Genomic DNA, 20182 nt, shown 5'->3' with positions numbered 1-20182 from the left:
GAAGGTAGTCTCCGTTTTGTATTCGCTACTGTATACACTTTGTGTGTCTGACGGAAGTCACCCTCGTGAGATTCCCCGCCCGCCGGGATCAACCCGCCGCGCGCTTGGCCAGGATTTCGAAGGCCGGCAGGGTCTTGCCTTCCAGCACTTCGAGGAAGGCACCGCCGCCGGTCGAGATGTAGCCGACCTGCTTCTCGATGCCGTACTTGGCGATGGCCGCGAGCGTGTCGCCGCCGCCGGCGATCGAGAAGGCGCTGCTGTCGGCGATGGCTTGCGCGATGGCCTTGGTGCCGCCCGCGAACGCGTCGAACTCGAACACGCCCACGGGGCCGTTCCAGACGATGGTGCCGGCTTCGCGCAGTTGCGCGGCCAGGATCGCGGCGGTCTTGGGGCCGATGTCCAGGATCAGGTCGTCGTCGGCCACGTCGTTCGCATCCTTGACGGTGGCGGCCGCATCGGCCGCGAAGGTCTTGGCCGTGACCACGTCCACCGGGATCGGCACGTCGGCACCGCGCGCACGCATCGCCTCGATCACCGCCTTGGCCTGGTCGACCAGATCGGGCTCGGCCAGCGACTTGCCGATCTTCAGGCCGGCCGCCAGCATGAAGGTGTTGGCGATGCCGCCGCCGACGATCAGCTGATCGACGTTGGCCGACAGGCTTTTGAGGATGGTGAGCTTGGTGCTGACCTTCGAGCCCGCCACGATGGCCACCAGCGGCCGCTTGGGCTGCGCCAGCGCCTTGCTGATGGCGTCCATCTCGGCCGCCAGCAGCGGGCCCGCCGCGGCCACCTTGGCGAACTGCGCGATGCCGTAGGTGGTGGCTTCGGCGCGGTGGGCGGTGCCGAAGGCGTCGTTCACGTAGATGTCGGTGAGCGCGGCGAGCTTGCGGGACAGCGCCTCGTCGTTCTTCTTCTCGCCCTTGTTGACGCGGCAGTTCTCGAGCAGCACGACCTGGCCGGGTTTGACGTCGACGCCGTCGACCCAGTTGGCCACCAGCGGCACATCGCGGCCGAGCAGTTCGCCCAGGCGCCTGGCGACGGGGGCCAGCGAGTCCTCGGGCTTGAACTCGCCTTCGGTCGGGCGGCCCAGGTGCGAGGTGACCATCACGGCCGCGCCGGCGTCGAGCGCCAGCTGGATGCAGGGCACGGAAGCGCGCACGCGCGTGTCTTCGGTGATGTTGCCGGCGTCGTCCTGCGGCACGTTGAGGTCGGCACGGATGAAGACGCGCTGGCCGGCGGCCTTGCCCTGTGCGCAGAGGTCGGTGAATCGAATGACGTTCATGGGTCTGGAGGAGGTGGAAGACGGGTCGGCCTGCATTGTAGATTTGGCCCCGTCGCCGCCCTGAGCGGCTGTTACCGCGGGCCGATGCTTTTCAGGCCTTTTGCTGCGCCCTGGCGAACTGTTCGAGGATCTCGACAAAACCCGTGGCGGCCGGCGAAAGGCTGCGCCGCGCCGCGCTGTAGACGCACACCTCGCGGTGGAAGTCGGGCGATTCGAGCCGCACCATCTGCAGGCCGTGCGCGCGCACCAGCGGCGCGGAGTAGGTCGGGCACATCGTGAGCCCGAGCCCCGAGGCCACCATCCCAAGCGCGGTGGTCATGTACGACACCTCTTGCGTGCCGGGACGCAGCATGTAGTCGCGCTCGGCCGGCGCCAGTTCGGGCAGCACGCGCTGGCGGAAGTCGCGTGTGGGAGCGATGAAAGTGTAGGGGCCGAGCTCGTGCCAGCGCACCTTGCGACGCTTGGCGAAGGCGTGGTCGGGCGGGCAGATCAGCCAGTGGCGGTCACGGAACAGGGTACGGCGCTCGATGGCGCCGTCCACGGCCACGTCCTGGCCCACGGCCAGTTCCACGTCGCCGGCCATCACGCCCACCAGCAGGCTCTCGGGCAGCGTGTCGGCCAGGCGCACATCGACGTCGGGGTACTGCGCGCGATAGACCGCGATCACGCGCGGCATCAGCGTGCAGGCCATGAGTTGCGGCGCCGCAAGCCGCAACAAGCCTTTCTTCTTGTCACGAAGATCGGTGACGCCGGCCACCGCGCTCGTCAGGTCGCCGAGCAGACGGTGCACCGACGGCAGGAACTCACGCCCGGCTTCGGACAGCTGCACGCTGCGGGTGTTGCGGTCGAGCAGCTGCACGCCCATTTCGCGTTCGAGCTCGCGCACCAGCACGCTGAGTGCCGACTGCGTGAGGTGCAGCTGCTGCGCCGCGGCGGTGAAGCTGCCGCTTTCGGCCACGGCGGCGAAGGCGCGCAGCTGGCGCAGGGTCAGGTTCATATATATGGTTATTTCATCAATTGATGAATTAATTTCGATTGCATCATAAGACGCCGCATCGCCCAATCGGGGGCTTACCGGAGAACACGAGCCATGCCGACCCCACCAACCGTGCGCGGGCTGCACCATTTCGCCTGGCGCTGCCGCGACAGCGAGGAAACCCGCCGCTTCTACGAAGACCTGCTGGGCCTGCCGCTGGCCCACGTCATCAAGAGCGACCACGTGCCGAGCACGGGCGAGTACTGCCCCTACGTGCACATCTTCTTCCGCATGCGCGACGGCTCGTTCATCGCCTTCTTCGACCTGGGCGACGACGTCGCCGCGCTGCCCTCGCCCAACACGCCCTCGTGGGTGAACCACATCGCGCTGCGCGTGGACTCGGTGGCCGACCTGCTGGCCGCCAAGGCGCGGCTCGAAGGCGCGGGCGTCGAGGTGCTGGGCGTGACCGACCACCACATCATCGAGTCGATCTACTTCTTCGACCCCAACGGCATCCGCGTGGAGCTGACCACGCCGACCGTGCCGCAGGCCGAGATGGACGCGCATGCGCTGCGCGCCCATGCGGACCTCGATGCATGGACCGCGCGCAAGGCCGAGCTGCGTGCTGCAAGGGGTGCATCGAATGCCTGATCTGCAACTCGCCGTCATCGACGTGAAGCCCGGCGCGGCCATGGAGAGCCAGTCGGGCCTGCAGCTGCTGCGCCCCCGCATCTACGGCGCCTGTCGCGCGCCGCAGGGCCCGAAGAAGATCGCCGCCATCGTGATGCACCCCACGAGCAACTTCATGGGCCACTACCTGATCGGCCCGCTGGCCGAGCGCGGTATCTGCTGCATGGGCCTCAACTCGCGCTTCGTGGGCAACGACACCGTGCTGCTGATGGAGCGCGCCATCCAGGACCTGGGCGCAGGCGTGCAGTACCTGCGCGCGGCCGGCTACGAGAAGGTGTTCCTCGTCGGCAACTCGGGCGGCGCAGCGCTCTCGGCCTTCTACCAGGCGCAGGCCGAAAAACTCACGGCCACGCACCTGCCCGACGGTGACCCCACGCACCTGCACCCGAGTGACCTGCCGCCGGTGGACGGCATCGCGCTGTGCGCCGCACACCTGGGCCGCACCCGGCTGATGCGCGACTGGATCGACCCCTCGGTCACCGACGAGCACGACCCGCTCTCGGTCGATCCCGAGCTCGACATGTACGACGCGCGCCATCGCGTGCCCTACGACAGCGACTTCCTCGCGCGCTTCAGCGCCGCGCAGAAGGCGCGGCTCGACCGCATCGAGCAGTGGTGCCTCGACCGCCTCGCGCTGCTGCGTGGCACACCCGGCGCACCACGCGACCAAACCTTCATCGTCTACCGCACGCACGCCGATCCGCGCTGCGTGGACCTCTCGCTCGACCCCAACGACCGCCTGCCCGGCAGCGTGTGGGGCGACGCACGGCAGGTGAACTACTCGGCCAACGCGATGGGGCGCACCACCTCGCTCACGGCCTTTCTCTCGCAGTGGTCCTCGCGCTCGCAGGCCGATGGGCCGACCAACCTCGCGCGCACCACGGTGCCGAAGCTGCTGCTGACCTACACGGGCGACCAGTCGACCTTCCCGAGTACGCGCGACGCGTGGATGGCCGCGGGCGGCTCGCGCATCCGCAACGTCGACATCGTCGGCGGCAACCACTATCTCGCGGGACAGCCGGAGCTGGTTCCGAAGGCGGCGGATGCCATTGCCGAGTTCGCGCACGCGCTGTAGGGCACGCATGGAAAACGTCGCTTTCGCGCCGGCCTACGAACTGCCGGCCTGGCCCTTCACGCCACCGCCCGAGTTGGGCAACACGAAGCCCGCGCGCCATCCGATCGTGATCGTCGGCGCCGGCCCCTCGGGCCTCACGCTGGCCTGCGACCTCGCGCAACGCGGCGTGCGCGCCGTGCTGCTGGACGAGGACGACACCGTCGGCGTGCGCGGCGCCTCATCGCGCGGCATCTGCTACGCGCAGAAGAGCCTGGAGATCTTCGAGCGCCTGGGCATCTACGAGCGCATCGCGGCCAGGGGCATCACCTGGTCCTTCGGGCGCACCTTCTCGGGCGAGCAGGAGGTCTACAACTTCAACCTGCAGGCCAACAGCGTCTCGCGGCAGCCGCCCTTCATCAACCTGCAGCAGTTCTACATCGAGTGGTTCCTGGTCGACCGCATCATCGAACTGGGGCTGACCGACCTGCGCTGGAAGAACCGCGTCACGCGCGTGGAGCAGCTCGCCGACGGCGTGCGCCTGGAAGTCGAGACGCCTGCCGGCAGCTACACCATCGAGGCCGACCGGCTGATCGACGCCACCGGTGCCAACAGCGCGATCCGCACGCAGCTCGGCATCGAGACGCACTCCTCGCGCAGCACCGACCGCTGGTGCATCAGCGACGTGCGCTTCAAGAAGCCGTTGCCCACCGAGCGCTGGACCTGGGTGGATGCGCCCTTCAACGAGGGCCGCGGCGTGTGGCAGCACCTGATGGCCGACGGCGTGTGGCGCATCGACTACCAGATGCCCGAGGACTGCGACACCGCCTACATCAGCAAGCCCGAGGTGGCGGGGGCGCGGCTGCGCGAGCAGCTCGGGCCGGACGTGGAGTTCGAGTTCGTCTGGATCGGCCCCTACGGCTACCGCGACCACCTGCTCGACAGCTTCCGCCACGGCCGCGTGTTCTTCATCGGCGACGCGGCGCACGTGGTGAGCCCCTTTGGCGCGCGCGGCGGCAACAGCGGCATCCAGGACGCGGCCAACCTCGGCTGGAAGCTCGCGCTGGTCGCGCAAGGCAAGGCCGGCGACGCGCTGCTCGACAGCTACGACGCCGAGCGCCAGCCCGCCGCGAAGCAGAACCTGCAGGTCACGAGCCGCTCGGCGCGCTTTCTCGCGCCGCGCTCGCCGGCCGAGCACACGCTGCGCCGCGCGGTGGTCGCGCTGGCGACGCGCCATCCCTTCGCGCGGACGCTGGTGAACACCGGCCGCATGTCGGTCGCCAACGACTACCCCGCCGCGCCGCTGCTGCCCGAAGGCGCGCGCTCGGTGCAGAACCTGCCGCTGCGTTGGTCCGACGGCCGCGAGACCACGCTGATGCAGCTGCTGGCCGAGGGCACGCATTGCATCGGCCTGTGGTTCGCGCCGACGCGCGGGCAGGCGATGGCGGCGCTCGACGCCACGGCCTCCTTGCCGCTGCGCCTGCTGGCCGTGGGCGGCGACAGCGGCCTGCCCACGCTGCAGGCCGACGAGAAGCTCGCGGCCCATCTCGGCGCTGGCGACGCGGGCAGCTTCGTGCTCGTGCGTCCCGACGCCTACCGCGCCGCGGTGCTGGCGAACGCCACGCCCGACGCCATCGCCAGCGCCGTACGCACCGCACTGGCCTCCAACGACCGCAATCCATGATCACCGAGCCCCGCATCCCCGACCCCGACGACTTCTACGCCGCGCTGCTCGCCGCCCACGAAGGCCGCAGCGAAGCGCAGAGCGCCGATCTCAACGCCCGCCTCGTGCTGCTGCTGGCCAACCAGTGCGCCGACCAGGACGTGCTGCTCGCCTGCATCCGCGCGGCGGCCGAAGAAGAACCCACGACGACAACGGACGACCACGACACCCCATGACCACGACCGTTTCCTTCGCATCCGCCTCCGACACGCGCGAGCAGAAGCCCCGGCTGCAGGAGCTCGGGCCCGGCGCTTATGGCTACATCAGCGACTTCGATCCCAACTGCGGCTTCGTCGTCGGCGACGAGCACGTGGTGCTGATCGACACGCGCCCCACGCCGCGCATGGCGCGCGACTTCCTCGCAGCCATCCGCACGGTGACCGACAAGCCGATCCGTACCATCGTGCTCACCCACTACCACGCGGTGCGTGTGATGGGCGCGAGCGCCTTCGACGAGGTGCGCGAGATCGTCGCCAGCAGCGGCACGCTCTACTGGATTCGCACGCGCGGCCAGGCCGATTTCGATTCGGAGGTCGGCCGCTTTCCGCGCCTGTTCGCGGGCGTCGAGGAAATACCGGGCCTGACCATTCCCACGACGGTCTTCGATCGCGAGACCACGCTGCCGCTGGGCGGCGGCCGCGAGTTGCGGCTGATGTCGCTGGGCCGCGGCCACTCGGGCGGCGATGCGGTCGCGTGGCTGCCCGACTGCGGCGTGCTCTTTTCGGGCGACGTGGTCGAGAACCGCTGCGGCGTGTATGCCGGCGACGCCTACATCGGCGACTGGGCCGGCACGCTCGACGCGGTGGCGGCTCTGAAGCCGCGCGTGCTGGTGCCAGGCCGTGGCGCGGTGCTGCAGGACGAGGCCGCATGCGCCGAGGCGATCGCGCTCACCAAGGCATTCCTCTCGACGCTGCTGGAGAGCGTGAAGGCCGGAATCGCGGCGGGCGAGACGCTCAAGGGCTGCTTCGCGCGCGCCGAGGCGGCGATGACGCCGCGCTTCGGCGACTGGCCGGTGTTCCAGCACGTGCTGCCCTTCGACGTTTCGCGCGCCTACGACGAGCTGCGCGGCATCGAGCACCCGGTGGTGTGGACCGYCGAACGCGACCGCGAGCTATGGCAAATCTTGCGCGGCGAATGACCTGAACCGATTTCAAAACAAGCAACGGAGACAAGAGACGATGAAGCGATTTTTTCTTCCCCTGCTGGCCTCGGCCTTCGCGCTGGCCGCCGGCCTCGCATCGGCGCAGCCGGCGGCCTATCCCGCCCAGCCGATCAAATGGATCGTGCCCTACGTGGCCGGCGGCGGCACCGACAACCTCGCGCGCACGCTGGCCGAGGCGATGCAGCCCTCGCTGGGACAGCCGCTCATCATCGACAACCGGCCGGGCGCCTCCACCAACATCGGCGTGGGCGTGATGATGCAGGCCAAGCCCGACGGCTACACCATCATGCAGGCCGAGAACGCCGCGCTGCTCTTCAACGAGCACATGTTCGCCAAGCTGCCGTACAAGCCCGCGAGCGACTTCACCTACATCGGCACCATCGGCCGCTTTCCGGTGGCGCTGGTGGTGCACCCCGACTTTCCCGCGAAGAACGTGGCGGAGTTCGTGCGCTACGTGAAGGCCAACCCCGACAAGGTGAGCTACGCCTCGCCCGGCAACGGCTCGCCGCACCACATGGCGATGGAACTCTTCAAGCAGAAGGCCGGCCTGAGCATCACGCACGTGCCGTACAAGGGCGCCGCGCCGGCCATGACCGACGTGATGGGCGGCCAGGTGCCGACGATGATGCTGGACTTGGCCTCGGGCCTGCCGATCATCAAGTCGGGCAAGGTGCGGGTGCTGGCCATTGCGCTGCCGCAGCGCGCGGGAGCCCTGCCCGAGGTGCCGACCTTCGTCGAGGCCGGCTTTCCCGACGTCAACGCCTATGCCTTCCACGGCCTGATCGGTCCGGCCGGCATGCCGCCGGAAGCGGTGGCGCGGCTCAACGCCGAACTGCACAAGGCGATGAAGGCGCCGAAGGTGGTGAAGCTGTTCGCGGACTTCGGCTTCGAGGCGCTGCCGGGGACGCCGCAGGACTTCTACAAGCTGTCTCGCGCGGAGAGCGAGCGCTGGGGCAACATCATCAAGACGGCCGGCGTGAAGCTCGATTGACGAACCGAGAGCCCCGGCTTTTCACTTCGCTTCGCTACGTGTAACTCCACCCCCGAGGGGGAGGCGCGGGCCGCCTTGGGGCGGCCCGGCGGCGGCCTACCAGCCCAGCCCGAGGTGCAGCGGCAGGTACACAGCCATGCCCGCGAGCATCGTGCCGAGCACGCCGCGCCGCCAGTAGAAGTACGCGGCGCCGACCACCGCCGCGTACAGGCGGGCGTCGTGCAGCGTGGTGATGAGGTGGCCCTGCGTCATGACGATCTCGGGCGCGATCACGCCCGCGAGCGCGGCGGCCGGCGCGTAGTGCAGCGCGCGGTGCGCCCACTCGGGCAGGCCCCAGGGCCGGTCGAGGATGAAGAAGAAGCAGCGCGTGAGCACGGTGACCAGGGCCAGGCCGACGATCACGGCCATGGTCCACCAGTCGGTGGTAGCGCCGGCGCTGCTCACTTGTCGTCCTCCGCGTTCGGGTCGAGCCCGAGCTGCTTCTCGAGCCAGAAGCACAGCAGCACGGCCACGCCGATGGCGGCCACGATGTTGAGCTTCAGCGGCAGCGCATAGGCCGCCACGGCCGTGGCGCCGGCGATCAGCCCGGCCAGCACGCGCAGCCGCGTGGTCGCCATCGAGCAGACGATGGCCACCAGGCTCAGCACGCCCGCGAAGCCCAGACCCCATTTCTGCGGAATGAAGTTGGCCAGCGCGACGCCCAGCAGGCTCATGCCCATCCAGGCGCACCAGGTGATGAAGTAATTGCCGGTGAGGTAAGCCTCCTGGGCTTCCTGCTCGGCGATGGTCAGCGGCGGCTTCGGGTACTTCTTGGTGAAGAGCGCGTAGCTCATGTCCGCCGTAAGGTAGCCGTGCAGCATGCGGCGCCAGCGCGGCATGTGCATGAGGTAGGGGCGCAGGTGCAGGCTGAACACCACGAAGCGCAGGTTGACGCAGAAGCCCGTGGCCAGGATCACCCAGGCCGGCGCGCCCGCGAACAGCAGCGGAATGGCCGCGAGCTGCGAGCTGCCCGCATAGACCAGCAGGGTCATCGCCACGGCCTCGAGCACGCTCATGTTCGACTTGACCATGGCCACGCCGGTCATCAGCCCCCAGGCGCCGATGCCGAGCGCCACCGGAGACATGTCGCGCATGCCGATGCGGAATTCCGGTCGGCCGCGGATGCTTTGCGAGAGAAACATCAGCCGAACACCTGCCCGGGCTTCAGGTCGAAGCCGCGCAGGAAATCGGCCACGGCGAGGCGCTTGCCGCCCGGCCGCTGGAGTTCGGTGACGGCGACAACCGAATCGGCAGCCGCCGCCACGGCCACGCCGGCATCGCTGACGGCGAGGATCGTGCCTGGCGCGGCCGATGCCATGGGTGACGGCACCGCATGGGCCGCCCAGAGCTTGATGGTCTCGCCATCGAGCGGGCTGTTGGCGCCGGGAAAGGGGTCGAAGGCGCGGATGCGGCGCACGATGGCGTCGGCCGGCTGGGCCCAGTCGATCAGCGCCTCGTGCTTCTCGACCTTGCTGGCGTAGGTGACGCCTTCGGCCGGCTGCGGCGTGCGCACGAGCGCGCTGATATCCGCAAGCGCCTCGACGATCATCCTTGCGCCCAGTTCGGCCAGCCGGTCGTGCAGGCGGGCGGTGTTGTCGTCGCCGATGTCGACGGCCTCGCGCAGCAGCATGTCGCCGGTGTCGAGCCCGGCGTCCATCTGCATGATGGTGATGCCGGTCCGTGCGTCGCCGGCCTCGATGGCGCGGTGGATCGGCGCGGCGCCGCGCCAGCGCGGCAGCAGGCTCGCATGGATGTTGAGGCAGCCGTGCACCGGCAGGTCGAGCACCCACTGGGGCAGGATCAGGCCGTAGGCCGCGACCACCATCACGTCGGGCCTGGCGGCCAGCAGGGTGTCGCGCGCGGCCGAGGCTTCGTCGGGGTACTTGCCATCGAGCCGCAGGCTGCGCGGCTGGGCCACGGGCCAATTGTTGGCGACCGCGCATTGCTTGACGGGCGACGCCTGCAGCTTCATGCCGCGGCCGGCGGGCCGGTCGGGCTGGCTCATTACCAGCACCACGTCATGGCCGGCGGCGGCAATGGCCTCCAGCGCGACGCGCGCGAACTCGGGCGTGCCCGCGAAAACGACTCTGAGGCGGCTCAATCGCGGATCCGATCGAGCTCGAGATCGTCCCCCGTGTGATAGCGCCGGACCACGCCGGTCGGATCGATGTAGATGTACAGCATGCGGCGCTCGTTCACGGCCTTGTAGCGCCAGTTCCAGACGACACCGTCGAAGGAGCTGACGCGGGTGATTTCATAGGGGCGGCCGTAGAAGGCCACCACATCGTTCTGGCGCCACTGGTCGACCTTGATGTCCTGGCCGAAGCGCGCCTCGCTGAGCACCTGCGTCACCGAGACCACCTTGCCCGAGGCGTCGACATCGATGTCGGTCACCTCGAAGCCGGCCGGCATGCGCGAGTACTGCAGCCGCTCGCCGCCGCCCGTCAGCGGGTAGCGCCCCGTGGGCGCGCCCAGGCGCTGCAGGGTGTCGGCGGCCGTGGCGCCCGGCTGGATGCGCGTGGGCTCGTTGGCGCAGCCGGCAAGACCCAGGGTGGCGACGGCGACGACCGCCTGTGCGGCAAGGGAACCGAAACCGCGTGCGCGCATGGGATCAGGCCCGTTCGCGCAGGTCTTCGCGCTGCTGCTTGAGCAGCTTGCTCTTGATGCGGTTGCGTTTCAGGGGGGAAAGGTACTCGACGAACACCTTGCCCAGCAGGTGGTCGAGCTCGTGCTGGATGCACACGGCGAGCAGGCCGTCGGCCTCGATGGTGCGCGACTCGCCGTTCTCGTCGAGCGCCTGCACCTTGACCGAGGTGGATCGCATCACGCCGTCGTAGATGCCGGGCACCGAGAGGCAGCCCTCTTCGTTCAGCACCTTCTCGTCGCTGGCCCAGGTGATCTCGGGGTTGATCAACACGATCGGCTGGTTGCGCTCCTCGGAAATGTCGATGACGACGACGCGCTCGTGCACGTCGACCTGGGTCGCCGCCAGGCCGATGCCGCTGGCGTCGTACATGGTTTCCAGCATGTCGGCGACCAGCGCCTTGACGCGCGCGTCGACGCCCTGCACCGGCTTGGCCACCGTGTGCAGGCGTTTGTCCGGGTAACTCAGAATGATTCGTTTGGCCATGAAATCGGGGGAAAGTTGTGGCTATTTTCGCCAATTCCGCGACTCAAGGCGCCGCAGGAGCCCGAAATCGTTGCCCTCCAAAGGGCTTCAGCGCAGAATTCGTAGCAAATTGTGAGATTCGTATGCGCCGCGCTACCGTGGGCGCTCACCCATCCAGACATGAAAAAGCTCAGACTCACCGAACGCCAGCGCCCCTCCCTCCTCGCCACGCTGACAGCCCTGGCGGTCATCGGCAGTTGCGGCGCCACGACAGCCTGGGCCCAGAACTACCCCGTCACCCCGCAGCAGCGCGCCACGGCGCAGCAGACCGCCCAGGCCGGCGTGCCGCTGAGCGAACTGTCGCCCAAGGCGCCGGACGAATACACCGTCAAGCCCGGCGACACGCTCTGGGCCATCTCCCGCCTCTACCTGCTGCGCCCCTGGCGCTGGCCGGAGCTGTGGGGCATGAACATCAATGAAATCGCCAACCCGCACCGGATCTATCCGGGCCAGGTGCTCTACCTGGACAAAAGCGGCGGCCGCGCCCGCCTGACCACCCGCCGCGGCGGCTTCAGCGGCGACGGCGGAACCATCAAGCTGTCACCTCGCACCCGTTTCGACTCGCTGGCCGGCATGGCACTGCCCACGCTCAACCCGAGCATCATCGAGCCCTTCCTCAGCGAACCCATCGTGGTGGACGCCGGCACGCTGGAAAGCGCGCCGCGCATCGTCGCGGGCAACGACAGCCGCGTCCTGTTGTCGCGCGGCGACCGGGCCTATGCCCGCGGCAGCGCCGAAGCGCCGCTGGTCGAGGTGCCGGGACCGGTGCAGAACTTCCGGATCTTCCGCAACGCCACGCCGCTGAAGGACCCGGGCACGGGCGAAATCCTCGGCTACGAGGCGCAGTACCTGGGCAAGGCCCGGCTGCAGCGCGGCGAGTCGACCACGGTCGAGACGGTGGAAGACAAGGACGTCATCACGGTGGTGCCTGCCAGCATCGACATCGTCGCGTCGCGCGAGGAAATGCGCGCCGGCGACCGCCTGCTGCCCGAGCCGCCGCGCCAGCTGCTGAGCTACGCGCCGCGCGCGCCCTCCACCCAGGTGGACGGCCGCATCGTGTCGGTCTATGGCAACGCGGTGCAGTTCGCGGCACAGAACCAGGTGGTGGCCATCAACAAGGGCACGCGCGACGGCATCGACAACGGCCATGTGCTGGCTATCCTGAAGAACGGCGAAACCATCCTCGACCGCACCGGCGCCCGCAAGGAAACCATCAAGCTGCCGAACGAACGCATCGGCCTGCTGATGGTGTTCCGCACCTTCGAGAAGGTGTCCTACGCGCTGGTGCTCGAAATCAACGACACTCCGCGCGCCGGCGACTTCCTCGTCAACCCCTGACCAGCGACCCCGGCTTCATTCCTCGCACATTCGTTTGGAACGCGCAGAACTCGCAGGCTGGCTGCGGCTTTCATTGACGCCCGGCATCGGTGACGGTGCCGCACGCCGTTTGCTCGCGGCCTTCGGGCTGCCCGACGGCATCTTTGCGCAGCCCCCTGCCGCGCTGCGCGAGGTCGTCTCCTTGGCCCAGGCCGAAGCGCTGCTGCAGCCGCCTCCCGGCCTGCAGGCGCAGATCGACCAGACCTGGCAATGGCTGCAGGCGGCCGATGGCGGCGTCTCGCGCCGCATCGTGACGCTGGGCGACAGCGGCTATCCGGCCTCGCTGCTTGAAATGGCCGACCCGCCGCTGATGCTCTACGTGCTCGGTACCGCGGACTTCGACCTCACGCAACTCGGCCACAGCATCGCCGTCGTGGGCAGCCGCAATCCGACGCCGCAGGGCGCCACCAACGCGCGCAGCTTCGCGCGGGCGCTGGGCGAGGCGGGGCTGCCCGTGGTGTCGGGCCTCGCGCTGGGCGTCGACGGCGCGGCGCACCAGGGCGCGCTCGATGCGGCCGGCGATGCGCCCCGGCTCGCAACCGTGGCCGTGGTGGGCACGGGGCTCGACCGGGTCTACCCCGCGCGGCACCGCGACCTGGCGCACCGCATCACGCTGCAGGGGCTGATCGTGAGCGAGCTGCCCCTGGGCACGCCGCCGCTCACGCAGAATTTTCCGAAGCGCAACCGGCTCATCGCCGGGCTGGCACGCGGCACGCTGGTGGTCGAGGCGGCGCTGCAGTCGGGCTCGCTGATCACGGCGCGGCTCACGTCGGAGCAGGGCAAGGAAGTGTTTGCGATCCCGGGCTCGATCCATTCGCCGCAATCGCGCGGCTGCCATGCGCTGATCCGCCAGGGCGCGAAGCTCGTGGAATCGGTCAACGACATTCTCGAAGAGCTGCCGCCCCTGCAGCCGCGAGCGGCGGCGACGCCCGCGTCCGGAAATGGAAGCACGGCTGCCGTCGCCACCGACGAAGACCCGCTTCTGGAGGCTCTCGGCCACGACCCCGTGAGTCTCGATGCCCTCAGCGCGCGCACCGGCTGGAGCGCCGCGGCACTCCAGGCGAAGATGCTCGAGCTCGAGCTGGACGGCCATATCGCACGCCTGCCCGGCGGCCTCTTCCAGAGAACGGCCATCGGCTGATTCCCGGGCCCCAGGCCGCGCCCTTTTTTTGCGGGGGCCGCCGCGCACGGCCGCCCGAAGCGGCCGGCCCGCCCCCGGCAGGGGGAAGGAGAAGTGACACGAAGTGCACGAAGCCTGGGGGTGAGCCACCTTACTGGGCTATATTGGGCTCATGTTCGAAGTGCTTGTTTTTGTGTACGAAAACTATTGGCGCGGCGATGCCTGTCCCGAACCCGATCAGCTGGGCCGCAAGCTCAGCGCACACGGCTTCGAGGCAGAGGAAATCCGCGAGGCCCTTCACTGGCTCGACGGCCTGAGCCTTGCCACGCAAGGCATGCAGATCGAGCGCAGCGCCAACGACGAGGGCAGCGCCACGGTCGTTCTCCGGGGCACCCCCGAAGCGGCCATGCCGCAGTCCGCCGATGCGATGCGCATCTACTCGCAGGCCGAGCAGGAGCACCTCGGCGCCGAGTGCCTCGGCTTCATCCGCTTTCTCGAATCGTCGAACGTGCTGCCCTGCGGCCTGCGCGAGATCGTCGTCGAGCGTGCCATGGCGGCGCCCGGCGACCCGGTCGCACTCGACGAGTTGAAAATCATCGTATTGATGGTGCACTGGAGCACGGGCATCGAACCCGATGCGCTGGTGCTCGACGAGCTCTGCGAGTCGCGCGAGGGCCGCACGGCACACTAGGCGCCGCAGGAGCTGGCTGCTAGTTCAGCAGCCGCTCGGGATTCGCATCCAGCTTCGCCAGCGCTTCGCGCGTGGCACGCACCGTGAGCGTTTCTTCTTCCGCCGGCACCAGCAACCCGGCCTGCAGGTAGGTCGCCAGCCGCCCCGCCTGGATCAGGAAGCTGCGTCCATCCGACGACGCGAACAGGTGCAGCTGCTTGCGATCGCTGCGCCAGACGAACTGCACCTGGCTCACGCGGTCGTTGTGGTCCAGCATGAACCAGTTGCCCACCTGCAGCTCATGCGCCCAGGCGAGCATGTCCTCGGGCACCTTGGTGCCGGCGGCGTCGGGAATGACCTCGATCGAGGCCGCATCCACGCCCAGCAGCAGCTCGATGCTGTGGGCATCGAGCGGCAGATCGGCGGTGCCGCCCACGTCGGTCACGAAATCTTCCAGGTGTGCCAGCCGCTCGGCCATCGCCTCGATCTTGGCCTGCGGGATCGCCTCGGTCTTCGACAGGAAGGCGTCGGACAGCGTGGCGCCGATGGTCTTGATGTGCGCCTCCTGCGGCTCGTCCACGATGCCGAGCAGGGCCATCCCCTGGCGCAGTCGCTGCAGCAGCTGCGGCAGGTCCTGGATCACGCGGGCGCGGTCGGTTCGGTTGGGCTTGGCGCTCGCGGCCCATACCAGCTCCGAAGCCACGCGCTTGAGCATCACGGTCTGTTCGCCCTGCGCGCCGTAGCGCAGCGCGGCAATGGCGAGAACCTCGGCCCAGACCTTGAAGAGAAACTCCCGGATCTCGTCGCGCACCGGCATGTCGTTGAGCATCTTGCGCAACTCGATGGTGTACTGGATCGCCATCGTCTCCTTCTGCTCGACCTGCTGCGCCACGCTCATCACGCGCTGCGTGGTGTCGCTCTGGGTCAGGTAGCGGTTGAGGAAGGCGACGAATTCGTCGAACACCAGCTTGAACACGCGCTGGCCGGTTTCGGGATACTGCTCGATCACCTGCACGACGCGGCGGATCTCGCCTTCGAGCGCGCTGCCGGTGATGGCGGCCGCATCGAAGCCCATCACGCAGGAGCCCATGCGGTCGATCAGCATGCGCGCGGGGTGCTGCAGCGTGCCGAAGAACTCGGGCTCGGCGATGGCCACGCGCAGCACCGGCATCTGCAGGCGCGCGAACCACACGCGCGCCGAGAACGGAATGCGCTCTTCGGCCAGGATGGCCTGGAACATCAGCGCCACGATCTCGACCGTGGCCTTGTCGGCCGTGGTGGGCGCGCGCTTCTTGAGTTCGGTGGAGCGCCGGCGCAGGTCGACGGCGGTCTGCTGGATCAGCGTGGCCTGTTCGCCCGCGCCATCCATGTACTGCGTGGCGGCCATCCGGTAGGCGACCTCGGCGTCGGCGATGGCGCCGGCGAAGGTCCTGGAGAACACGCGGGGCGCCGCGCCGCCGCCCTGGCCCGGTTGGCCGCCGCCGCCCGTGGCGCGCCCTTCCGCCCCCCCGGCCTGGAACTGTGCGGCGGCACCGCCCGCGTCGCCGCCGATGCGCGCAGTCACGAAGCGCTTGAGGCTCAGCAGTGCGGTCTGCGCACGTTGCCGCGCGATCATCAGCGGCGAGCCGCCGGTGGTCGACGTGGGCGCCATGGTCGAGGGCATGGACGCCTGCTGATGTCCTTCGAATCCGTACCCGGGGCGCTGCGCAATGGTAGAACCGCCGGTCATGCCGCTGTCGACCGGCGCGACGCCCGATCCGCCGCCGCCTGCATTGCCCGTGCGCCGGACAAAGCTCTTGAGATCGATCTCCTGCATCACGCCATTGGCGATCAGATAGGCATTGGCGCTCTCGTAGGCCTTGACGATCACCTCGACCAGCCCCTGCTGCACCGTGTCCTGCACACGGGCCCACAACCCGCGGCTCAGGCCTGCCGCCAGCCACTGGTCGACCAGCAGCTTGGCCAGCGTCTCGGGCTTGAGCACGTCCTTGGCGTCGAGCTCGGTCGTGCCTTCGAGGTGCTGGATGCGCAGGCGCAGGTCGCTGAGCTCGAAGCTGGCCTTGTCGTGGATCATCTGCGCGAGGCGCGAGGAGAGGATGTTGCTCTCCACTACTTCATTGCCGATCAGTTCGAGCCGCAGCGCCGCAGGCGCGGTCATGGCGCCGGATGTGGTGCCCAGCGCCTTGCGCCAGCCGGCCTGCGCGAGCGTCACCCATTGCGTGGCGTGGCCCTGGAACGCGACGAAGTCGTCGCGGTTTTCCTGCATGGAACGGGCGTTGCCGACCTCGGAGGCCAGGGCCGTCAACCGGTCCCGGATCGCGCCGGCCAGCGGCGCAATGGCGCCCTCGGTGGCCGATACGAAACGCTCACGCGTCTCGCGTGCGAGCTGCAGGGAAGAGGCGGACCGCGCAATGCTCATTGAAAAGTCGGGAAGGCCAGGATGGTCGATTCGTCGGCAACAACTGCGAGCTTGCATCGGGAAGCGCCACCGCACAAGTGCGGAGAGCGCCCGGCGTTGCATGCGAACCGCGGTGGCAGCCGGGCCGCCGCCGCTGTGTTGAACCCCGAAGTATCCGTCAGACCACGGCGCCGGCGTTCGGGTCGTCCTCGGATTCGCCGTCGCGCTTGGTCGGGCCGCCCTTGATGAGGTCTTCGCGCTTCACGCCGAGCCACATGGCGATCGCCGCCGCCACGAAGGCCGACGAGTAGATGCCGAAGCAGATGCCGATGGTCAGCGCCAGCGCAAAGTAGTGCAGGGTCGGGCCGCCGAAGAAGAACATCGACAGCACCACCAGCTGGGTGGAGCCGTGGGTGATGATGGTCCGGCTGATGGTCGAGGTGATCGCGTTGTCGATGATCTCGGTGGTCGACATCTTCCGGTAGCGGCGGAAGTTCTCGCGGATCCGGTCGAAGATCACGACCGATTCGTTCACCGAATAGCCCAGCACCGCCAGCACCGCCGCCAGCACCGCCAGCGAGAACTCCCACTGGAAGAAGGCGAAGAAGCCCAGGATGATCACCACGTCGTGCAGGTTTGCCAGTACGGTGGCCAGCGCGAACTTCCACTCGAAGCGGAACGCCAGGTAGATCATGATGCCGACGACCACCATGCCCAGGGCCTTCAGGCCATTGGTGGTGAGTTCGTCGCCGACCTGCGGGCCGACGAATTCGTTGCTGCGCAGCTCCACCGTCGGCTCGGCCACCTTCAGCGCGTCCATCACCTGTGCGCTCTGCTGGGCGGAGGTCACGCCCTTCTTCACGGGCAGGCGGATCTGCACCGACTTGCCGAAGCTCTGCACCTGCACTTCGGTGTAGCCCAGCCTGCCGACGATGTCGCGCACCTTGCCGACGTCGGCCGACTGCGTGTACGCCACTTCCATCACCGTGCCGCCGGTGAACTCCACCGACAGGTGCAGCCCGCGGTGGAACAGGAAGAACACCGCCAGCGCGAAGGTGACGAAGGAGATGATGTTCAGCACCAGCGCGTGGCGCATGAACGGGATGGTCTTGTGGATGCGGAAGAATTCCATGGCTGTCTCTTCTGCCTCTTACTTGGTTTCGGCCACGGCCGCGCCGTCGGTCTTCGGCCGCCACACCGTGCCGATGGACACCGTCTTGAGCTTCTTCTTCTGGCCGTACCAGAAGTTCACGAGGCCGCGCGAGAAGAACACGGCCGAGAACATCGAGGTGACGATGCCGATGCAGTGCACCACCGCAAAGCCGCGCACCGGACCCGAGCCGAAGGCCAGCAGCGCGATACCCGCGATCAGCGTGGTCACGTTGGAGTCGAGGATGGTGCCCCAGGCGCGTTCGTAGCCCGCATGGATCGCCGCCTGCGGCGACGCCCCGTTGCGCAGTTCCTCGCGCACGCGCTCGTTGATCAGCACGTTGGAGTCGATCGCCACGCCGATGGCCAGCGCCATGGCCGCGATGCCCGGCAGCGTGAGCGTGGCCTGCAGGATCGAGAGAATGGCCACCAGCAGCATCAGGTTGACGGCCAGCGCGATCGACGAGAACAGGCCGAACAGCGCGTAGTAGATGCACATGAACACCATGATCGCGGCGAAGCCGTACATCACGCTGTCGAAGCCCTTCTTGATGTTCTCGGCACCCTGCGTCGGGCCGATGGTGCGTTCCTGGATGATTTCCATCGGCGCGGCCAGCGAGCCGGCGCGCAGCAGCAGCGCGAGGTCGTTGGCTTCGGACACGGTCATCGAACCTGACACCTGGAAACGGTTGCCCAGTTCGCCGTTGATCGACGGGGCCGTGAGCACTTCGCCCTTGCCCTTCTCGAAGATCAGCATGGCCATGCGCTTCTTGTAGTTCTCGCGGCTCACGTCACGCATGATGGTGCCGCCCTTCGAGTCCATGGTCAGGTCGACCTTGGGCTGGTTGCTCTGCTGGTCGAAGCCGGGCTGCGCGTCGGTGAGGTTCTCGCCGGTGACGAGCACCTGCTTCTTCACGATCACCGGACGGCCCTGGCGATCGAGGAATTTCTCGGAACCGAAAGGCACCGGCCCACCGCTCAGTTCAGCCGAGCGGCCTTCGGCGCTTTCGTCCACCATGCGCATTTCGAGCGTGGCGGTGCGTCCGATGATGGTCTTGGCCTGGGCCGGGTCCTGCATGCCGGGCAGTTGCACGACGATGCGGTCGATGCCCTGCTGCTGGATCACGGGTTCGGCCACGCCGAGTTCATTGATCCGGTTGTGCAGCGTCGTGACGTTCTGCTTGAGCGCCGCGTCCTGGATGCGGCGCGCGGCCTCGGGCTTGATGCTGGCCACGATGCGCCATTCGGTGCCCTGCTGGCTCTCGACGGTGCTGAGGTCCGGCATCGTGTCCTGGATCAGGCGCCGGGTGGTTTCCACGCTGTCGGCGTCGCGCAGCGTGATTTCGACGGTCTGGCCGTTGCGGTTCACGGCGCTGCCGCGCACCTTCTTCTCGCGCAGCCCCATGCGGATGTCGCCGGCGAAGGATTCGGCCTTCTTGTCGAGCACGCCGCGCATGTCGACCTGCAGCAGGAAGTCGACGCCGCCGCGCAGGTCGAGGCCCAGGTACATCGGGAAGGCGTGCAGCGCGGTCAGCCACGAGGGCGAGCGCGACACGAGGTTCAGCGCCACCACGTAGGAGGGTTCGTCCGCGTTCGGCACCAGGGCCTGCTGCAGCGTATCGCGCGCCTTGATCTGGTCGTCGGTGGTGGCGAACCGCGCCCGCACCGCGGTGGGTTCGAGGCTCAGCAGTTCGGGCGTGAGGCCGGCCGTCTTGAGCAGCTCCTGCACCCTGGCCCGGGTCGACGCGTCGATCTTGACGGTCGACTTCGCAGCCGACACCTGCACCGCAGGCGCCTCGCCAAAGAAATTGGGCAGGGCGTAGATGAGCCCCACGAGCAACACGACCACGATGATCGCGTACTTCCAGACCGGGTAACGGTTCATGAGAAAGCGCTTTTTCTGAAACGGAACACGGCGTGAATTGGGGCCCCGCGCCGCAAGGCGCAAGGTTCAGCTCACGCTTTTATTGCTTGACGGCGCCCTTGGGCAAGACCTGCACCACGGCGCTGCGCTGGATCTTGATCTCGATGCCATTGGCGATTTCGAGGCCGAGGTACTGGTCGCCGATCGAGGTGATCTTGCCGAGCACCCCGCCGGCGGTGGCGACTTCGTCGCCCTTGGCCAGGGCCTCGATCATGGCGCGGGCTTCCTTCTGGCGCTTCATCTGGGGCCGGATCATGACGAAGTACAGCACCACGAACATCAGCACCAGCGGCAGCATGCTGCCGAGGGAGGACAACATGTCACCGCCGCCGGCTGCAGCGGGCGCGGTCTGGGCGAAAGCAGAGGAAATGAACAAGAGAGTCTCCAGCAGAGGGAAGAGAAAACGATGGGAGCGCAGGACGTGCCCGCGGTTCCTTGGGCTTCGCGGCCGCGAAGGAGGC

General features: G+C 68.2%; 20 protein-coding genes. 9 read left to right on the top strand and 11 right to left on the bottom strand.

What is annotated here, in order from left to right; translation table 11 throughout:
- Positions 1–88: 88 nt before the first annotated feature.
- Together AC1DFC_RS07590 and AC1DFC_RS07585 are read right to left on the bottom strand one after the other, a co-directional pair.
- On the bottom strand, positions 89–1282 hold the full coding sequence (locus AC1DFC_RS07590) for a phosphoglycerate kinase (protein WP_007829062.1): 1194 nt from the start codon (positions 1280–1282) through the stop codon (positions 89–91).
- Positions 1283–1373: 91 nt separating this feature from the next.
- Complete coding sequence (locus AC1DFC_RS07585; RefSeq protein ID WP_478178914.1) at positions 1374–2279, bottom strand: LysR family transcriptional regulator; 906 nt, start codon at positions 2277–2279, stop codon at positions 1374–1376.
- A gap of 93 nt (positions 2280–2372) precedes the next feature.
- On the opposite strand from AC1DFC_RS07585, the gene AC1DFC_RS07580 reads away from it, so the two are divergent.
- Genes AC1DFC_RS07580 through AC1DFC_RS07555 form a run of 6 tightly spaced genes read left to right on the top strand, consistent with a single transcriptional unit; the run spans position 2373 to position 7875 of the window.
- The gene (locus tag AC1DFC_RS07580) at positions 2373–2909 is read left to right on the top strand and encodes a VOC family protein (protein ID WP_007829066.1); all 537 of its coding nucleotides are present in this window, start codon (positions 2373–2375) and stop codon (positions 2907–2909) included.
- Positions 2902–4023: an alpha/beta hydrolase family protein gene (locus AC1DFC_RS07575; protein WP_007829067.1), complete on the top strand. Its 1122-nt coding sequence runs from the start codon at positions 2902–2904 to the stop codon at positions 4021–4023. The genes AC1DFC_RS07580 and AC1DFC_RS07575 overlap by 8 nt, the downstream gene beginning before the upstream one ends.
- Positions 4024–4030: 7 nt before the next feature.
- The gene (locus AC1DFC_RS07570) at positions 4031–5683 is read left to right on the top strand and encodes an FAD-dependent oxidoreductase (protein WP_478178913.1); all 1653 of its coding nucleotides are present in this window, start codon (positions 4031–4033) and stop codon (positions 5681–5683) included.
- Entirely contained in the window at positions 5680–5898 is a 219-nt protein-coding gene (locus AC1DFC_RS07565; protein WP_478178912.1) for a DUF2783 domain-containing protein, read from the top strand. The genes AC1DFC_RS07570 and AC1DFC_RS07565 overlap by 4 nt, the downstream gene beginning before the upstream one ends.
- Positions 5895–6860 carry an MBL fold metallo-hydrolase gene (locus AC1DFC_RS07560; protein WP_478178911.1) on the top strand — a complete coding sequence of 322 codons (966 nt, stop codon included), beginning with the start codon at positions 5895–5897 and terminating at the stop codon, positions 6858–6860. Before AC1DFC_RS07565 ends, AC1DFC_RS07560 begins: the two co-directional genes overlap by 4 nt.
- A 40-nt stretch (positions 6861–6900) precedes the next feature.
- Complete coding sequence (locus tag AC1DFC_RS07555; RefSeq protein ID WP_413331905.1) at positions 6901–7875, top strand: Bug family tripartite tricarboxylate transporter substrate binding protein; 975 nt, start codon at positions 6901–6903, stop codon at positions 7873–7875.
- Between the two features lie 96 nt (positions 7876–7971).
- Here the strand turns inward: AC1DFC_RS07555 and AC1DFC_RS07550 are convergent, their stop codons facing one another.
- From AC1DFC_RS07550 to def, 5 genes are read right to left on the bottom strand one after another with little or no spacing between them, the layout of a single operon-like run.
- Complete coding sequence (locus AC1DFC_RS07550) at positions 7972–8283, bottom strand: AzlD domain-containing protein (protein ID WP_126021278.1); 312 nt, start codon at positions 8281–8283, stop codon at positions 7972–7974.
- Between the two features lie 32 nt (positions 8284–8315).
- On the bottom strand, positions 8316–9056 hold the full coding sequence (locus AC1DFC_RS07545; RefSeq protein WP_478178910.1) for an AzlC family ABC transporter permease: 741 nt from the start codon (positions 9054–9056) through the stop codon (positions 8316–8318).
- Positions 9056–10015: a methionyl-tRNA formyltransferase gene (gene fmt / locus AC1DFC_RS07540; protein ID WP_007829080.1), complete on the bottom strand. Its 960-nt coding sequence runs from the start codon at positions 10013–10015 to the stop codon at positions 9056–9058. Before fmt ends, AC1DFC_RS07545 begins: the two co-directional genes overlap by 1 nt.
- Positions 10012–10521 carry a hypothetical protein gene (locus AC1DFC_RS07535; protein ID WP_478178909.1) on the bottom strand — a complete coding sequence of 170 codons (510 nt, stop codon included), beginning with the start codon at positions 10519–10521 and terminating at the stop codon, positions 10012–10014. Before AC1DFC_RS07535 ends, fmt begins: the two co-directional genes overlap by 4 nt.
- A 4-nt stretch (positions 10522–10525) precedes the next feature.
- A complete protein-coding gene (def, locus tag AC1DFC_RS07530; protein WP_056592978.1) occupies positions 10526–11044 on the bottom strand; it encodes a peptide deformylase in 519 nt (172 codons plus the stop codon).
- A gap of 159 nt (positions 11045–11203) precedes the next feature.
- On the opposite strand from def, the gene AC1DFC_RS07525 reads away from it, so the two are divergent.
- From AC1DFC_RS07525 to AC1DFC_RS07515, 3 genes are all read left to right on the top strand, one after another.
- Positions 11204–12421 (top strand): LysM peptidoglycan-binding domain-containing protein, encoded by a 1218-nt coding sequence (locus AC1DFC_RS07525; RefSeq protein WP_007829086.1) that lies wholly within the window; start codon positions 11204–11206, stop codon positions 12419–12421.
- Positions 12422–12455: 34 nt separating this feature from the next.
- Complete coding sequence (dprA, locus tag AC1DFC_RS07520; protein ID WP_478178908.1) at positions 12456–13601, top strand: DNA-processing protein DprA; 1146 nt, start codon at positions 12456–12458, stop codon at positions 13599–13601.
- 151 nt (positions 13602–13752) lie between these two features.
- Positions 13753–14271: a Smg family protein gene (locus tag AC1DFC_RS07515; RefSeq protein WP_007829088.1), complete on the top strand. Its 519-nt coding sequence runs from the start codon at positions 13753–13755 to the stop codon at positions 14269–14271.
- 19 nt (positions 14272–14290) lie between these two features.
- Here AC1DFC_RS07515 and AC1DFC_RS07510 read toward each other — a convergent pair whose 3' ends face one another.
- From AC1DFC_RS07510 to yajC, 4 genes are all read right to left on the bottom strand, one after another.
- Positions 14291–16669 carry a DUF1631 family protein gene (locus AC1DFC_RS07510; RefSeq protein ID WP_007829089.1) on the bottom strand — a complete coding sequence of 793 codons (2379 nt, stop codon included), beginning with the start codon at positions 16667–16669 and terminating at the stop codon, positions 14291–14293.
- A 157-nt stretch (positions 16670–16826) separates the two neighbouring features.
- Entirely contained in the window at positions 16827–17780 is a 954-nt protein-coding gene (secF, locus tag AC1DFC_RS07505) for a protein translocase subunit SecF (RefSeq protein ID WP_413334306.1), read from the bottom strand.
- Positions 17781–17798: 18 nt separating this feature from the next.
- Positions 17799–19682 (bottom strand): protein translocase subunit SecD, encoded by a 1884-nt coding sequence (secD, locus tag AC1DFC_RS07500; protein WP_007829091.1) that lies wholly within the window; start codon positions 19680–19682, stop codon positions 17799–17801.
- Between the two features lie 79 nt (positions 19683–19761).
- A complete protein-coding gene (yajC, locus tag AC1DFC_RS07495; RefSeq protein WP_007829092.1) occupies positions 19762–20097 on the bottom strand; it encodes a preprotein translocase subunit YajC in 336 nt (111 codons plus the stop codon).
- Positions 20098–20182: the final 85 nt, after the last annotated feature.

The sequence above is a fragment of the Variovorax sp. 10L421 genome (assembly GCF_056395365.1).
The sequence above is the reverse complement of the archived record's forward strand: the minus strand, read 5'-3'. Positions and strand labels throughout refer to the sequence as shown.

Excerpts from the sequence above, each read along its gene's own strand:
- AC1DFC_RS07590 (WP_007829062.1), bottom strand. The coding sequence starts at position 1,282 with ATGAACGTCATTCGATTCACCGACCTCTGCGCACAGGGCAAGGCCGCC.
- AC1DFC_RS07585 (WP_478178914.1), bottom strand. The coding sequence starts at position 2,279 with ATGAACCTGACCCTGCGCCAGCTGCGCGCCTTCGCCGCCGTGGCCGAA.
- AC1DFC_RS07580 (WP_007829066.1), top strand. The coding sequence starts at position 2,373 with ATGCCGACCCCACCAACCGTGCGCGGGCTGCACCATTTCGCCTGGCGC.
- AC1DFC_RS07575 (WP_007829067.1), top strand. The coding sequence starts at position 2,902 with ATGCCTGATCTGCAACTCGCCGTCATCGACGTGAAGCCCGGCGCGGCC.
- AC1DFC_RS07570 (WP_478178913.1), top strand. The coding sequence starts at position 4,031 with ATGGAAAACGTCGCTTTCGCGCCGGCCTACGAACTGCCGGCCTGGCCC.
- AC1DFC_RS07565 (WP_478178912.1), top strand. The coding sequence starts at position 5,680 with ATGATCACCGAGCCCCGCATCCCCGACCCCGACGACTTCTACGCCGCG.
- AC1DFC_RS07555 (WP_413331905.1), top strand. The coding sequence starts at position 6,901 with ATGAAGCGATTTTTTCTTCCCCTGCTGGCCTCGGCCTTCGCGCTGGCC.
- AC1DFC_RS07550 (WP_126021278.1), bottom strand. The coding sequence starts at position 8,283 with ATGGCCGTGATCGTCGGCCTGGCCCTGGTCACCGTGCTCACGCGCTGC.
- AC1DFC_RS07545 (WP_478178910.1), bottom strand. The coding sequence starts at position 9,056 with ATGTTTCTCTCGCAAAGCATCCGCGGCCGACCGGAATTCCGCATCGGC.
- AC1DFC_RS07535 (WP_478178909.1), bottom strand. The coding sequence starts at position 10,521 with ATGCGCGCACGCGGTTTCGGTTCCCTTGCCGCACAGGCGGTCGTCGCC.
- def (WP_056592978.1), bottom strand. The coding sequence starts at position 11,044 with ATGGCCAAACGAATCATTCTGAGTTACCCGGACAAACGCCTGCACACG.
- AC1DFC_RS07525 (WP_007829086.1), top strand. The coding sequence starts at position 11,204 with ATGAAAAAGCTCAGACTCACCGAACGCCAGCGCCCCTCCCTCCTCGCC.
- AC1DFC_RS07515 (WP_007829088.1), top strand. The coding sequence starts at position 13,753 with ATGTTCGAAGTGCTTGTTTTTGTGTACGAAAACTATTGGCGCGGCGAT.
- AC1DFC_RS07510 (WP_007829089.1), bottom strand. The coding sequence starts at position 16,669 with ATGAGCATTGCGCGGTCCGCCTCTTCCCTGCAGCTCGCACGCGAGACG.
- secF (WP_413334306.1), bottom strand. The coding sequence starts at position 17,780 with ATGGAATTCTTCCGCATCCACAAGACCATCCCGTTCATGCGCCACGCG.
- secD (WP_007829091.1), bottom strand. The coding sequence starts at position 19,682 with ATGAACCGTTACCCGGTCTGGAAGTACGCGATCATCGTGGTCGTGTTG.